This window comes from Natronohydrobacter thiooxidans (assembly GCF_001884735.1).
GTDB classification, from domain to species: Bacteria; Pseudomonadota; Alphaproteobacteria; order Rhodobacterales; family Rhodobacteraceae; genus Roseinatronobacter; species Roseinatronobacter thiooxidans_A.
On the sequence record NZ_MJAP01000012.1, the window covers coordinates 39,611 to 54,090 of the forward strand.

The window sequence follows — 14,480 nt, forward strand, 5'->3', positions numbered from 1 at the left end:
CGCGGACGCATTGCCCGCTCGGATGCAGGCGGGGACGGGGCGCGCGGTTTCTGCCCGGCACTGTGCTTCGGCCCGTCCGTCTGGTTGCTCGAATCCCGCTCGGGCAACCCGATACGCCCATGACCCTCAAAGATGTGTCGCCCTGTCGCGCAGGTAGTGAGGAGGGGCGCGACCGGTGAGAGAATTCGGTATACAGCTTGCGGTAGTATATGTTCTCTTAACACAGTATGGGTAGCCTGACCTTGATGTGGAAATTTTTGCTGCTTTCATACGTCGGGTTCTGCTGGGCTGACGGGCAGGCCAGTATCTTCGCCACGGCAAAGGATAGGGCGTAGCATTGAGTTCCGAGACAACGGGTCCGAAGCGTTCAGAGGAAATCTCGCGCGAGCATTCGCTGGCGCTTGCAGTGGATTTGCTGGGAAAACTGCTGCGCGCCACCCCGGACGAAATCGATGCCACGATTCAGCACGCGCTGGAGCAGCTGGGACAGTTTTGCGGTATTGATCGCAGCTATGTTTTCCGCATCAAACCCGATGAAAACGGCGAAGTTATTGATAATACGCATGAATGGTGCGCTGAACACATTGCCGAAAGCCGCCATCTCAACCGCGACCTGCCTGTGGACCTCATGGAATCGGTGCAAGAGCGCTTGTCCCGAAACGAAGTCATAGAAGTCAGCGATGTGGATGGGCTGCCCGAGGGCTCTGCCCTGAAGGCGCATCTGCAGCTTCAGGGGGTGCGGTCGCTTTTGATGGTGCCCTTGCGCGCCGGAGATACGCTCTCGGGCTTCGTCGGCTTTGACGCTGTGGCGCAACGTCGGGTTTTCGCGCGCAGCGAGGTTCAGTTGCTCGGCTCGATTGCCGATGCGATCGGCGCGGCGCTGGCACGCGCGGATGCCACGGCCGAAATCGCCGCTGCGCGAAACCTTATGGCCGAGGCGCATGATCGGTTGAAGACCACGCTGGGCGCCCTGTCGGAACTGGTGGTCGAGGTGGATTCCGCCGGGCGGTATGTCGGTGTTTTCACTGCTGATACTGAACAGATGATGGTGCCGCGGGAACAGTTGCTCGGCAAGACCCATGAAGAGGTGATGCCGCCCGATATCGCGGCGCTGAACCGGCGCGCGATGGCGGAAGTGGATGCCACCGGCCGTTCGGGGCCGCATATGTTCTGGGCAGAGACGCCGCGCGGGCGTCGGCGCTATGCTGTTACTGTATCCTCCCGACCGCCGGACCGTCCGGGCAAGGAGCCTGGATATGTTTTCGTCGCGCGCGATACGACAGAGGAATGGCGGCTCGCTGCCGAGGCCGAGCGTCTGGGGTTGATCGCGCGGCGGATGACCGATCTGGTCATCATTGTCGGAACTGACGATTGCGTGGAATGGGTCAATCCGGCTTTCGAGGCGCGCACGGGTTGGGGTCTGGACGAGGTGCGCGGGCGTCGGCCCTCGGAGTTTCTGCGCGCGCCCGAGGCGGATCAGGTGCAGACCTCGCAGATCACGGCCGGGATGAAAGCCGGTCGGGCGGTCCGCGCTGAGCTGCTGAACCGGACGCGGGACGGTGCGCATTTCTGGACCGATATTGATCTGCAGCCGCTGCGCGATGCCGATGGCCTGCTGACGGGATATGTTTTTATCGAGACCGATATTACCCAGCGCAAACAACAGGCGGAAATGCTTGAGAATCTGGCGCGCGAGGCGACTGAAGCCCGCGCAAGGCTGGAAATGGCCGTAGAGGCGTTGCCCGACGCATTCGTCTATTTCGATGCAGATGACCGGATGGTTCTGTGCAATACCCGTTATCGGAGCATGTTTCCGAAAGCGGAGCCGCTGATAAAGCCGGGGGTTTCGTATGAAACGGTCCTGCGTGCAATCGCCGCGAGTGGCGAGTTGCCCGAGGCTATCGGTCGCGAAGATGCCTGGATTGCCGAGCGGGTAAGAAACCATCATCTTGCGAGCGGAACGCTTGACCGGCAGCTTGCGGGCAAGTGGATCAGGACCATCGAGCGCAGGACGCCAGATGGCGGCCGGGTTGGGATGCGGATCGACATCACCGAGGTCAAGGAGGCGGAGCGCCGTCTGGCCGATATCATTGATGGTGCCGAGGCGGGCACCTGGGAATGGAATGTCCCGCTTGGGACTAATCTGGTCAATGCCCGTTGGGCCGAGATCGTAGGCTATACGCTGGAGGAGCTTGGCCCCCTGACCATCGATGTATGGCGTCGTCTGGTGCATAGCGAGGATCTGGTCGCTGCCGAGGCCAAGGTGGCCCGTGTCTTGTCGCGCGAGATCGACCATTTCGAGTATGAGCTGCGGATGCGGCATAAGGCAGGGCATTGGGTCTGGGTCAGTTCGCGCGGGCGTGTGGCGCGCTGGTCATCCGATGGCGAACCCGAGGTGATGGCCGGTGTTCATATCGACATTACGGCACTCAAGCGTGCCGAGGAGCGGCTGGGCGAGATCATAGACGCCGCGGCTGCGGGTACCTGGGAACTTGATCTCGTATCAGACACCAAACGGGTGAATGAACGCTGGGCCGAGATGCTGGGCTATACGCGCGCGGAACTGGCTGACCGCCGACATTTCGGTTTTCATGACCTGGTCCATCCCGACGATCTCGACATGATGACGACACAGCATGAAACCTGTCTGACGGATGGAGGCGACCGGTTCGCCAATGAAATCCGCATGCGGCACAAGGCGGGGCACTGGGTCTGGGTTCTGTCGCGCGGTCGCGTCACCGCGCGCGACAGCAATGGCCGACCGTCGAAGCTGGCCGGAATTCACCTCGATATTACCGAGCGTATGCGGCTTGAGGCCCAGTTGACCGCCGAGAGGGACTATCTTGCCAGTCTGATGGATGCCTCCGTCTCTGGCATTGTGGCGCTGGATGAGGCCGGGCGCATCATTTTCGCAAATCGCGGCGCAGAGCGCATTCTCGGGCTTTCGGCATCCGAGATTGATGGGCTGCGCTATGATGACAGCACCTGGAACGTCCTGACGCTGGACGGGAAGCCCTTCGCTGCCGAGGCGCTGCCGTTCCGGCGCGTCATGACAGAGAACCGTATCATACGCGATGTCCGTTTCTCGATAGCCTGGCCGGACGGGTCACGGCGCATGTTGTTGGTCAATGCGGCCCCGATCAATGCCCAAGGGCTGGGTGTGCGTGTCGTCGCTTCGATCAGCGACATCACGGATCAGGTTGCTGCGGAGAATGAGCTGCGCCATGCCGCCGAACGCGCCGAGGCGGCGAACCGGGCGAAATCGCTCTTTCTGGCGAATATGAGCCATGAGATCCGCACACCACTTAATGGCGTGCTTGGAATGGCGCAGATGCTGGAAGGGGAGTTGTCGGACCCACGGCATCTGGAGATGCTGATGACCATCCGCACCTCGGGAGAGACCCTGCTCGGGGTGCTCAATGACGTGCTGGACATGTCGAAGATCGAAGCGGGCAAGCTGACGCTGGAGCTTGCGCCTTTCGTCCCGGCCAGTCTGGCCTATCAGGTCGAGTCGATACACCGGGTACAGGCGGTTGAGAAACGCCTTGCGCTGGAATTGTCCGTTGACGCGGCGGCGGAGCAGCGTCGGCTGGGTGATCCCGGCAGGTTGGCGCAGATCCTGCATAATCTTGTCGGAAATGCGGTCAAGTTCACCGAGTCGGGGCGTGTGGATGTCACTATGGGGGCCGATGCGGATGGCGCGCTTCTTCTTGTCGTGCGGGATACGGGCATCGGCATGACGCCCGAGCAGGTCTCGCGCGTGTTCGAGGAGTTTGAGCAGGCAGATGGCACGGTCACGCGGCGCTTCGGCGGAACCGGTCTGGGCATGTCGATTGTCAAACGTCTGGTGGAGCTGATGGAGGGCGAGATTGCTGTGGAGAGCGCGCCCGGGCAGGGAACCGAAGTCAGGCTGCGTTTGCCTTTGCCGTTGGCCGGAGCGATGCCTGACGAGGTCGCGGCGCAGAGCAATGCGTCCGTGGCCGGGCTGCGCATCCTTGCGGCGGATGACAACCGGACCAACCGGATGATCCTTGACACGCTGATGACGAAGCTGGGTGCCGAGATTATTCTGGCCGAAGACGGGCGCGCAGCTGTGGAGGCATGGGAGCCGGACCGGTTCGACCTGTACCTGCTGGATATTTCGATGCCGGAACTTGACGGGATTGCCGCGCTTTCGGAATTGCGGGCCTGTGAGGCGCGCGCGGCGCATCGCAGCCTCCCTGCCATCGCGCTCACGGCGAATGTCATGTCGCATCAGGTCGATGAGTATTTGCGTGCGGGCTTCAAGGGCTATGTCGGCAAGCCGTTCCGGGGCAATGATCTGGTGGCCGCGATCGTCAATGCCATCAATTCCTGACGCTTTTGCGGGCTGAGGTGATCGCGGGCCATTCTGCGGCAAGGTCTCAGAGCAGTTCGAGCACCCGACGATAGAGCCGGTTCGTGGCCTCGCTGCGGGCATGATGTTTGTGGCGGATGACGAAATAGGGTTCGACGGTAATTCTGGCCTCGGTTTCGAGGATGGCCAGACGGGCGTCGGGGCCAGGGCCGATCAGGAAATTCGCGACCTCCTGTGCGACCGGGGCGATGGTGGGGCCGGCCGTGATCATGTCGAGCGCCACCAGCAGGGATGAGCTGTTGGTGACTTGGCCCGGCAGCGGCAGATAGGCGTGAAAGAACGCGTTCTCTACCGCCTGGCGGATCGGTGCTCCGCGTTCCTGGATCACCCAGTCGAATTCCAGCAGCGCTTGCAGTGAGCAGGGGCCCCGCCCGGCGAGCGGATGCGTCTGATGGACCAGCAGGGCGACCTGTTCGTGGCGTGCGGGCGTCACTTCCAGATGACTGACTTCCTGTCCGACCGGCAGGCGGGCGATGATGAAATCAAGTTTCCGGTCTTCCAGCCCCCGGATCAGATCGACCGAGGGGGCGACATGGATCGTGGCCTCGATATCCGGGGCGGTCTGGCGAATCTGGCGGATTGCGGGCATGACATAGGCAAGAACCGGACCTGTGACCGCGCCGATCCGTACCGTGCCGGAGAGACCGTCGCGGGCCATCGCGATATCCTTTTCCAGCGCGTCATATTCCACAAGGATGAGCGCGGCACGCTGGAGAACCCGCGCGCCCAGAGGGGTCGGGCGCATCCCGCGGGGCAGGCGCTCGAAGAGCGGCGTTCCCAGCGTTTCCTCGATCTCGGACAGAATGCGCGAGGCGGCGGGCTGGGACATGGCGAGATGTTCGGCGGCGCGCTGCAGCTTGCCATGTTCGGAAATTGCGACCAGCAGGCGCAGATGCAGGGGCTTGAGGCGGGTGAGGATTGACATGGCATGGCATACCAAAAATGTTATGTATAATGCAATAAACAGAATTTGTTTTGTATATCATACCTGTCTATTCTGCGCGGGCGGACTGAAGAGAGGCTGCCTGCAGCCCGGTCACGCTATCTGGGAGGAAAGATAATGACATTCAGACTTCTGACCGCGACTGCGGTCGGCCTTGTACTGGCCACAGGGGCCTTTGCACAATCGACCGTCGGCATCGCCATGCCCACGCAATCCTCGGCAAGATGGATTTCGGATGGCGAGTCCATGGTCCGGCTGTTCGAGGAAGCCGGGTATCAGACCATGCTGCAATATGCAGAGGATGATATCCCCAATCAGCTTGCGCAGGTCGAGAACATGATCACCAGCGGGGTGGATGTTCTGGTTATCGCCGCGATTGACGGCACCACCCTGTCGAATGCACTGGAGAATGCACATTTCGCGGGCATCCAGACCATCGCCTATGACCGTCTGATCCGCGACAGCGAATATGTCAGCTATTACGCGACCTTCGACAATTTCAAGGTTGGCGTGCAGCAGGCCAGCTCGCTGGTCGAGGGGCTTCAGGAGCGCTTTGGCGACGGGCCCTATAATGTCGAACTGTTCGGCGGATCGCCGGACGACAATAATGCGTATTTCTTCTATGACGGCGCGATGTCGGTGCTGCAGCCGATGATCGACTCGGGCGATATCGTCATCGTTTCCGGGCAGATGGGAATGGACCGCGTGGGAACCCTGCGCTGGGACGGGGCCGCAGCGCAGGCCCGGATGGATAACCTTCTGTCGGCGCATTACACCGAAACACAGGTGCATGGCGTGCTCTCGCCCTATGACGGGCTGTCCATCGGGATCCTGTCTTCGCTGCGCGGCGTGGGCTATGGGTCGGGTGATCTGCCCTGGCCGATCGTGTCCGGGCAGGATGCCGAGGTCCAGTCGGTGCAGTCGATCATTGCAGACGAGCAGTATTCGACCATTTTCAAGGACACTCGCGAGCTGGCGCGCGTGACTGTGGGCATGGTGGACGCGATCCTGCGCGGCGGCGAGCCGGAGATCAACGATACCGAGACCTATGATAACGGCATCAAGGTCGTGCCGAGCTATCTGCTGGAGCCGGTGCCGGTTGACGGGTCGAACTGGGAAGAGATCCTTGTGGGGTCGGGCTATTACACGCTCGATCAGCTTCAGTAAGCAGCAGATGCAGCCGGGGCGGGTCGCCCGCCCCGGTCCTGCGCGCCAATGACATAAAGTACTCTGACATGACGCTCCTTCTGGAAATGCGCGGCATCACCAAGACATTCCCCGGTGTGCGCGCCCTTGATAATGTCAATCTGCGGGTTGCCGAGGGCGAGATTCATGCCGTCGTCGGCGAGAATGGCGCCGGCAAGTCCACGCTGATGAAAGTGCTCTCGGGGGTCTATCCGGCGGGCAGCTATGAGGGTGAGATCCATTTCGCGGGCGAACTGGCCGAGTTTCAGACGATCCGCGACAGCGAAGCCAAGGGCATCATCATCATTCATCAGGAGCTGGCGCTGGTGCCGCTTCTCTCGATTGCCGAGAACCTGTTTCTGGGCAATGAAATCGCCCGGCGGGGGATCATCCAGTGGAATGAGGTGAACCGTCAGGCGCGCAGGCTGCTGGCCAAGGTGGGCGTGAGTGACCAGCCCGAAACGCGGGTGGAAAAGCTGGGCGTGGGCAAGCAGCAACTGGTCGAAATCGCCAAGGCGCTGGCCAAGAATGTGCGTCTCTTGATCCTTGACGAGCCGACGGCCGCGCTCTCGGAATCCGACAGTGCCGCGCTTCTGGATCTGATGCTGGAACTGAAAGCGCAGGGCATGACGCAGATCATCATCAGCCACAAGCTCAATGAGGTGCGGCGCGTTGCGGACAGTCTGACCGTGTTGCGCGATGGTGGTACGGTGTCTACCATGTCGGCGCGGAGCGGCGAGATTACCGAGGACCGGATCGTGCGCGATATGGTGGGGCGCGACATGGCGCAGCGCTATCCGCCCCGCACCCGCCAGGCGGGAAAATCCCTGCTGGAAGTCAGGAACTGGAACGTGCGCCACCCGGATTTCCCGGACCGGCTGTCGATCCGCGATGTGTCATTCGACGTGCGCGAGGGCGAGGTGGTGGGCATTGCCGGGCTGATGGGCGCGGGGCGCACCGAGCTTGCCATGAGCCTTTTCGGGCGCTCCTATGGCGGTGACACGACGGGCACGGTGCTGATGCGCGGCGAGGAAGTCCCGGTCGCGACCGTCAGCGACGCGATCAAGGCGGGGCTTGCCTATGTGACCGAGGATCGCAAGGCCCTGGGGCTGATCCTGGAAGAGCCGGTCCAGCGCAATATCACGCTGGCCAATCTGAGTGCCGTGGCTGAGCGCGGGCTGCTGAATGAGGGCCGGGAAACGCAGGTGGCCGAGCGCTACCGCCGCAGCATGAAAATCCGCACGCCCAGCGTGATGCAGAAGGTTGTCAACCTGTCCGGCGGCAATCAGCAGAAGGTGGTATTGTCGAAATGGCTTTTCGCGCAGCCCGATGTGCTGATCCTGGATGAACCCACACGCGGGATCGATGTGGGCGCGAAATTCGAGATTTACGGTCTGATCAATGAGTTGTCGGCACAGGGCAAGGGCGTGGTGATGATCTCGTCCGAGATGCCCGAACTCTTGGGCATGTGTGATCGTATCTATGTGATGAATGAAGGCGCGTTCATGGGATGCCTGAGTGCCGAAGAGGCCAGTCAGGAACGCATCATGTCCATGATCGTCAGCAATATGGAGACTGTCTGACATGGCCGAGGCCACTGAAACCGCGCCGACCGGGCAGCGGATGCGCGATTATCTGTCCAATCACCTGCGGGAATACGGGCTGCTTGTCGCCCTGATCGTGGTGATGGTGTTCTTCCAGATCACCACAAACGGCACGCTTCTGCGCCCGGTGAACCTGACCAACCTGTTGTTGCAGAACAGTTATATCGTGATCATGGCGCTGGGGATGCTGATTGTCATCGTCGCGGGGCATATTGATCTGTCAGTGGGTTCGGTAATGGGATTTGTCGGCGCGCTGGCGGCGGTTCTGATCGTGAGCATGGGGGTGCCTATCCTTGTCGCCTGTGCGATCTGCATTGTCATGGGCGGGCTGATCGGGGCGGCGCAGGGCTATTGGATTGCCTATTGGCGCATTCCGTCCTTCATCGTGACCCTTGCGGGGATGCTGGTCTTCCGTGGCCTGTCGCTGTGGTTGCTGCAGGGCCAGTCGCTGGGTCCGTTTCCGCGCGAATTTCAGGTGATCTCGACCGGTTTCATCGCGGATCCGTTCCCGGCGGGGCTGGGGCAGGCGCTGGCAGGGCTGTTTGGCGAGCGCAATATCAACGTGCTGGCGCTTCTGACCGGCGTGGTTGCGGCTGCGCTGATCGTCTGGCTGGGGGTCAAGAAACGGGTGGCCAACCGGGTCTATAACGTGCCCGAAGAGCCCTTCGCATTCTTCGTGCTGCGCAATGCGGTTGTCGTCGTGGCGCTGGTCTTTGTCACCTATAAGCTTGCGAGTTTCCGTGGTCTGCCCAATGTGCTGCTGACCATGGGGATCCTGACGATCCTCTATGCTTTCATCACCGAAAAGACCGTGCTGGGGCGGCAGCTTTACGCTGTGGGCGGCAATCAGAAAGCCGCGAAACTGTCGGGGATCAAGACCGAGCGGCTGACCTTCATGGCCTTTGTCAATATGGGGGTGCTGGCCGCGATTGCGGGACTTGTCTTCGCCGCGCGGCTGAACACGGCGACCCCTCGGGCCGGTTTCGCGCTGGAGCTGGATGTGATTGCCGCAGCTTTTATCGGGGGTGCGTCCATGTCGGGCGGTGTGGGGCGGATCGTGGGCGCTGTGGTGGGTGCGCTTTTGATGGGTGTGCTGAATAACGGCATGTCGATCATGGGTATCGGTATTGATTACCAGCAGATGATCAAGGGTCTGGTGCTGCTCGCAGCGGTGATCTTCGATGTCTATAACAAGAGCAAGAAGGCATAAGCGCGATGACATTCACCCCAGCACCCTGGCCGCGAAAGCTGCGCTCTCAGGAATGGTTCGGCGGCACGGGCCGCGACCAGATCTATCATCGCGGCTGGATGAAGAACCAGGGCATCCCGCATGACATGTTCGATGGCCGCCCGGTCATCGCGATCCTGAACACATGGTCGGAACTGACGCCGTGCAACGCCCATCTGGCCGATCTGGCGCAGCGTGTGCGGGCAGGTATTTATGAGGCGGGTGGTTTGCCCGTCGAAGTGCCGGCCTTCTCGGCCTCGGAATCCGGGTTTCGCCCGACAGCGATGATGTTTCGCAATCTGGCGGCCATGTCCATCGAGGAGCAGATGCGCGGTCTGCCGATGGATGGGGCGGTGCTGCTGGCGGGCTGTGACAAGACCACACCGAGCCTGCTGATGGCTGCGGCCTCGACCGATCTGCCCTCGATCATGGTCAGCGGCGGGCCGATGCTGAACGGCTATTTCCGGGGTGAACGCGTGGGTTCGGGGACACATCTGTGGAAATTCTCGGAAGCGGTTAAGGCGGGCGAGATGACACAGGCCGAGTTCATGGAGGCCGAAGCCTCGATGTCACGCTCGCCGGGGTCGTGCAACACGATGGGCACGGCTTCGACCATGGCGTCGATGGCCGAGGCTCTGGGCATGGCGCTGTCGGGCAATGCGGCCATTCCGGCTGTGGATTCGCGCCGCCGGGTCATGGCGCATCTGTCAGGGCGGCGGATTGTGCAGATGGTGAAGGATGATCTGAAACCATCGGATATTCTGACCAAGCAGGCTTTCGAAAACGCGATCCGCACCAATGCCGCGATTGGTGGCTCGACCAATGCGGTGATCCATCTGCTGGCGCTGGCGGGCCGGGTGGGTGTCGATGTGACGCTGGACGACTGGGACCGCTGCGGGCGGGGGGTGCCCACGATCGTGAACCTGATGCCCTCGGGCAAGTATCTGATGGAGGAGTTTTTCTATGCAGGGGGCCTGCCCGTCGTGCTGGCGCGGCTGCAGGAGGCCGGGCTGTTGCATGGCGATGCACTGACGGTTTCGGGCGGACCGATCCGCGACGAGCTGCACGATGTGGTCAATCACAACCCCGATGTGATCCTGCCGGTGGAACAGGCGCTGACGCAGGAGGGCGGGATTGCCGTGTTGCGCGGCAATCTTGCGCCGCGCGGGGCGGTGCTGAAACCCTCTGCCGCGACACCTGCGCTGTTGCGGCATCGGGGCCGTGCGGTCGTGTTCGAGGATATCGACGATTACAAGGCGCGCATCAATGACCCGGATCTGGACGTGGATGAGACCTGCATTCTGGTGCTGAAAATGTGCGGGCCAAGCGGTTATCCGGGCATGGCCGAAGTGGGCAATATGGGTCTGCCGCCGAAGGTGCTGAAAAAGGGCGTCACGGATATGGTGCGGATCTCGGATGCGCGCATGTCCGGCACGGCCTATGGCACGGTGGTCTTGCACGCCTCGCCCGAGGCGGCCGCTGGCGGGCCGCTGGCGGTGGTGAGGAATGGCGATATGATCGAACTGGACGTGCCCGCGCGGCGGCTGCATCTGGATATTCCGGATGAGGAATTGCAGGCGCGTCTGGCCGCCTGGGTGCCGCCTGCCGACAAGCCTGCCTCCGGCTATGCCTGGCTGCATATGAAACATGTGCAGGGGGCGGATACCGGGGCCGATCTGGATTTCCTTCGGGGTTGCCGTGGGGCCCCGGTCGGACGGGACAGCCACTGATGAAAATAGCTCTGGTCGGAATTGGAAAGATCGCGCTCGATCAGCATGTGCCCGCGCTTGCGGCGTCTGACGACTGGGAGCTGGCGGCGACTGTGTCGCGCTCTGGTCGTGTGGAGGGTGTGGAGCATTGGCAGGATCTGGGCGCGATGCTGGAGGCCCGGCCCGATATCCGTGTCATCTCGCTGTGCCTGCCGCCCGTGCCACGGTTCGAGGCCGCGATGCAGGCGCTGCAGGCCGGGCGTTTCGTCATGCTGGAAAAACCCCCTGGCGCGACGCTGGGCGAATGCCATCTCCTGCGCGAGACGGCGGACCGGCTGCGGCTGGGCGCCTTTGCCACCTGGCATTCGCGCGAAGCGGCGATGGTTGCCCCTGCCAAGGCATGGCTTGCGGACAAAACCATCAGGCGCGGGCATATCACCTGGCGCGAGGATGTGCGCAAATGGCACCCCGGTCAGGATTGGGTCTTCGAGCCCGGTGGCATGGGTGTTTTTGATCCCGGCATCAATGCGCTGTCGATCCTGACCGAAATTCTGCCGGTGCCGGTGCGGCTGACCGGTGCCGCGCTGGAATTTCCCGAGAACCGGCAGGCCCCGATTGCCGCGAAGCTGCGTCTGACGAACGCGATCACTGCCGATTTCGACTGGCGGCAGGAGGGGCCGCAGACATGGCATATCGAGATCGAGACCGATCAGGGCGGGCTTGCGCTGCACGATGGCGGCGCGCGTCTGAAGATTGATGGCGCGGCCACCAGCCCGGCACCGGATGCGCTGGCGGGGGAATATCCGCGCCTCTATCGTCGCATGGCCGAACTGGTGCGCGCCGGGCGCTCTGACATGGATCTGCGCCCGATGACACTTGTCGCCGATGCCTTTCTGCTGGGCACGCGGCAGATAACCGACGCTTTTCATTTCTGAGGATCCCATGACGATGACCCCGCTGAGCGGCATATTGCCCGTCGCGCCCACCCCGTTTCTGGACGATGGCGCCCTTGATGATGACGGCATCCGCCGTGTGATTGACTGCATGATTGATCAGGGGGTGGATGCGATCTGCATTCTGGCCAATTACTCGGAACAGTTCCTGCTCTCGGACACTGAGCGCGCCCATGTCATGCGCCTGTCGCTGGAACAGGCTGCCGGGCGGGTGCCGGTGATTGTGACGATCAGCCATTTCTCGACTGCCATTGCCGTCGAGCGCGCGAAAGCCGCGCAGGCGATGGGGGCGGCGATGGTGATGATGATGCCGCCCTATCACGGGGTCGGGCTGGTCCCGGCAGAGGCGCGGATTTTCGAGCATTTCGCCGCTGTCTCGGAGGCGATTTCCATCCCGATCATGGTGCAGGATGCCCCGCTTTCGGGCTGCGCGCTTTCGGTGCCGTTTCTGGCGCGGATGGCGCGCGAATTGGAGCAGGTGCGCTATTTCAAGCTGGAAATGCCCTTTGCGGCAGAGAAGCTTGCGGCGCTGATCGAGGCCGGGGGGGACACGATCCTCGGGCCGTTCGATGGCGAGGAAGCCGTGACGCTGCTGGCGGATCTGGATGCGGGCGCGACGGGCACGATGACCTCGGCGCTGCTGCCCGAGCAGATCCGGCCCATCGTGATCGATTACCGCGCGGGCAATATTGACGCGGCACTGGCGCAATGGCAGCGCTGCCTGCCGCTGATCAATCATGAAAACCGCCAATGCGGGCTGCGCGCGGCCAAGGCGGTGATGAAAGAGGGCGGCGTGATCCGGTCGGATCATGTGCGCCATCCGCTGCAGCCGCTCTCTGAGCGGACCCGCGCGCGGCTGTTGCATTTCGCCCGCGAGCTGGACCTGATCGCGCTGCGCTGGGGCCACTGACCGAGAAGGACTTCCGCCAATGTCTTATGATTTTCACGGCCAGCATCTGATTGCTGGCGCGCGCGTCGATGCCGCAGAACGCTTTGCCTCATCGCCCGCCACCGGCCCGTCGCGCCGTTTTGCCAATGGCACGCCCGCGCTGGTGGATACGGCCTGCAGGGCGGCGGAAGAGGCGTTCGAGAGTTTTGGCTGGAGCACGCGCGAGACGCGCGCGCGCCTGCTGGAGGGGATCGCAGGGGCGATCGAGGGCCGCGCCGCGGATCTGACCGAGATCGCGATGCAGGAATCGGGGCTGCCCGAGGCGCGGCTGGTGGGCGAGCGCGGCCGCACGACCGGGCAGTTGCGCTATTTCGCGGCGCTGATCCGGGGCGGGGATTATCTGGACCTGCGCCATGATGCGGCCTTGCCGGATCGTCAGCCGCTGCCGCGCCCCGAATTGCGGATGATGCAACGCCCGATCGGGCCTGTGGCGGTGTTCGGCGCGTCGAATTTTCCGCTGGCCTTCTCAGTGGCGGGGGGCGATACGGCCTCGGCATTGGCGGCGGCCTGTCCGGTGGTGGTCAAGGGGCATCCGGCCCATCCCGGCACGAGCGAGATTGTGGCGGAAGCCATTGCCGAAGCCCTGCGCGCGGCGGGGTTGCCGGGGGGGTGCTTCTCGCTGATCCATGGCGATAGTGTCGAGGTCGGCACGACGCTGGTGCAGCATCCACTGATCCGGGCTGTGGGGTTCACCGGCAGTCTGCGTGGCGGGCGGGCGCTCTTTGATCTCTGCGCGGCACGCGCGGAACCGATCCCGTTTTTTGGCGAGTTGGGCAGCGTGAATCCGGTGTTTGTTCTGCATGAGGCGCTCAGGGCGCGCGGGCAGACGCTCGGCGAAGGCTGGGCGGCGAGCCTGACCATGGGGGCAGGGCAGTTCTGCACCAATCCGGGTGTTCTGGTGCTGCCCGCCGGTGCAGAAGGGGCGGACAGTTTTGTGACTGCGGCGGTCACGGCGCTGGAGGGTGCCGCCCCGCAGACCATGCTGACCGACGGGATTGCGGAGGCGTTTCGCGCAGGCGCGGCGGGGCTTGAAGCCCTGGGTGCTGTGCTGCTGCGCAATGAGAGCCGCGCGCGCAGCGCAGCACCCGTTCTGCTGCGCGTCACTGCAGAGCAATTCCTGCGCGAGCGGGCCTTGCAGCATGAGGTTTTCGGCCCGCTGGGCGTGATCGTCGAGGTCGCGGGTGACGCGGAACTGCTGGCGCTTGCGCGGGGTCTGGAGGGGCAGTTGACCGCGACCTTGCAGATGGACGCGGGCGATATGCCATTGGCCCGCCGCCTGCTGCCGGTGCTGGAGCGCAAGGTGGGGCGGGTGCTGGCCAATGGCTGGCCGACCGGGGTCGAGGTCGCCGATGCGATGGTGCATGGTGGGCCCTATCCGGCCTCGACCAATTTCGGCGCGACCAGCGTGGGCGGCATGGCGATCCGCCGTTTCCTGCGCCCGGTCTGCTATCAGAACCTGCCGATGGCGTTGTTGCCGGAAGAGTTGGCCCGGCCACTGGAATGACGCGGGCGC

Annotated in this window: 9 protein-coding genes; 8 read left to right on the forward strand and 1 reads right to left on the reverse strand. The window is 63.0% G+C overall.

Translation table 11 applies throughout. The annotated features are described in order from the left end of the window. The first annotated feature begins 337 nt into the window (after positions 1-337). On the forward strand, positions 338-4,357 hold the full coding sequence (locus BG457_RS07975) for a PAS domain S-box protein (protein WP_071796524.1): 4,020 nt from the start codon (positions 338-340) through the stop codon (positions 4,355-4,357). Positions 4,358-4,403: 46 nt separating this feature from the next. Here the strand turns inward: BG457_RS07975 and BG457_RS07980 are convergent, their stop codons facing one another. Then, complete coding sequence (locus BG457_RS07980) at positions 4,404-5,321, reverse strand: LysR family transcriptional regulator (RefSeq protein ID WP_071796526.1); 918 nt, start codon at positions 5,319-5,321, stop codon at positions 4,404-4,406. A gap of 135 nt (positions 5,322-5,456) precedes the next feature. On the opposite strand from BG457_RS07980, the gene chvE reads away from it, so the two are divergent. The 7 genes from chvE to BG457_RS08015 all read left to right on the forward strand — a co-directional run bounded on the left by chvE (position 5,457) and on the right by BG457_RS08015 (position 14,471). After that, positions 5,457-6,506: a multiple monosaccharide ABC transporter substrate-binding protein gene (chvE, locus tag BG457_RS07985; protein ID WP_071796528.1), complete on the forward strand. Its 1,050-nt coding sequence runs from the start codon at positions 5,457-5,459 to the stop codon at positions 6,504-6,506. Positions 6,507-6,574: 68 nt separating this feature from the next. Continuing rightward, a complete protein-coding gene (mmsA, locus tag BG457_RS07990) occupies positions 6,575-8,107 on the forward strand; it encodes a multiple monosaccharide ABC transporter ATP-binding protein (protein ID WP_071796530.1) in 1,533 nt (510 codons plus the stop codon). A 1-nt stretch (position 8,108) separates the two neighbouring features. Further along, positions 8,109-9,338 carry a multiple monosaccharide ABC transporter permease gene (gene mmsB, locus BG457_RS07995; protein ID WP_071796532.1) on the forward strand — a complete coding sequence of 410 codons (1,230 nt, stop codon included), beginning with the start codon at positions 8,109-8,111 and terminating at the stop codon, positions 9,336-9,338. A 5-nt stretch (positions 9,339-9,343) separates the two neighbouring features. After that, entirely contained in the window at positions 9,344-11,086 is a 1,743-nt protein-coding gene (araD, locus tag BG457_RS08000) for an L-arabinonate dehydratase (protein WP_071796534.1), read from the forward strand. Next, on the forward strand, positions 11,086-12,000 hold the full coding sequence (locus BG457_RS08005; protein WP_071796536.1) for a Gfo/Idh/MocA family protein: 915 nt from the start codon (positions 11,086-11,088) through the stop codon (positions 11,998-12,000). The genes araD and BG457_RS08005 overlap by 1 nt, the downstream gene beginning before the upstream one ends. Before the next feature lie 13 nt (positions 12,001-12,013). Then, positions 12,014-12,928: a dihydrodipicolinate synthase family protein gene (locus BG457_RS08010; protein WP_071796846.1), complete on the forward strand. Its 915-nt coding sequence runs from the start codon at positions 12,014-12,016 to the stop codon at positions 12,926-12,928. A gap of 19 nt (positions 12,929-12,947) precedes the next feature. After that, on the forward strand, positions 12,948-14,471 hold the full coding sequence (locus BG457_RS08015) for an aldehyde dehydrogenase (NADP(+)) (RefSeq protein ID WP_071796538.1): 1,524 nt from the start codon (positions 12,948-12,950) through the stop codon (positions 14,469-14,471). Positions 14,472-14,480 lie beyond the last annotated feature (9 nt).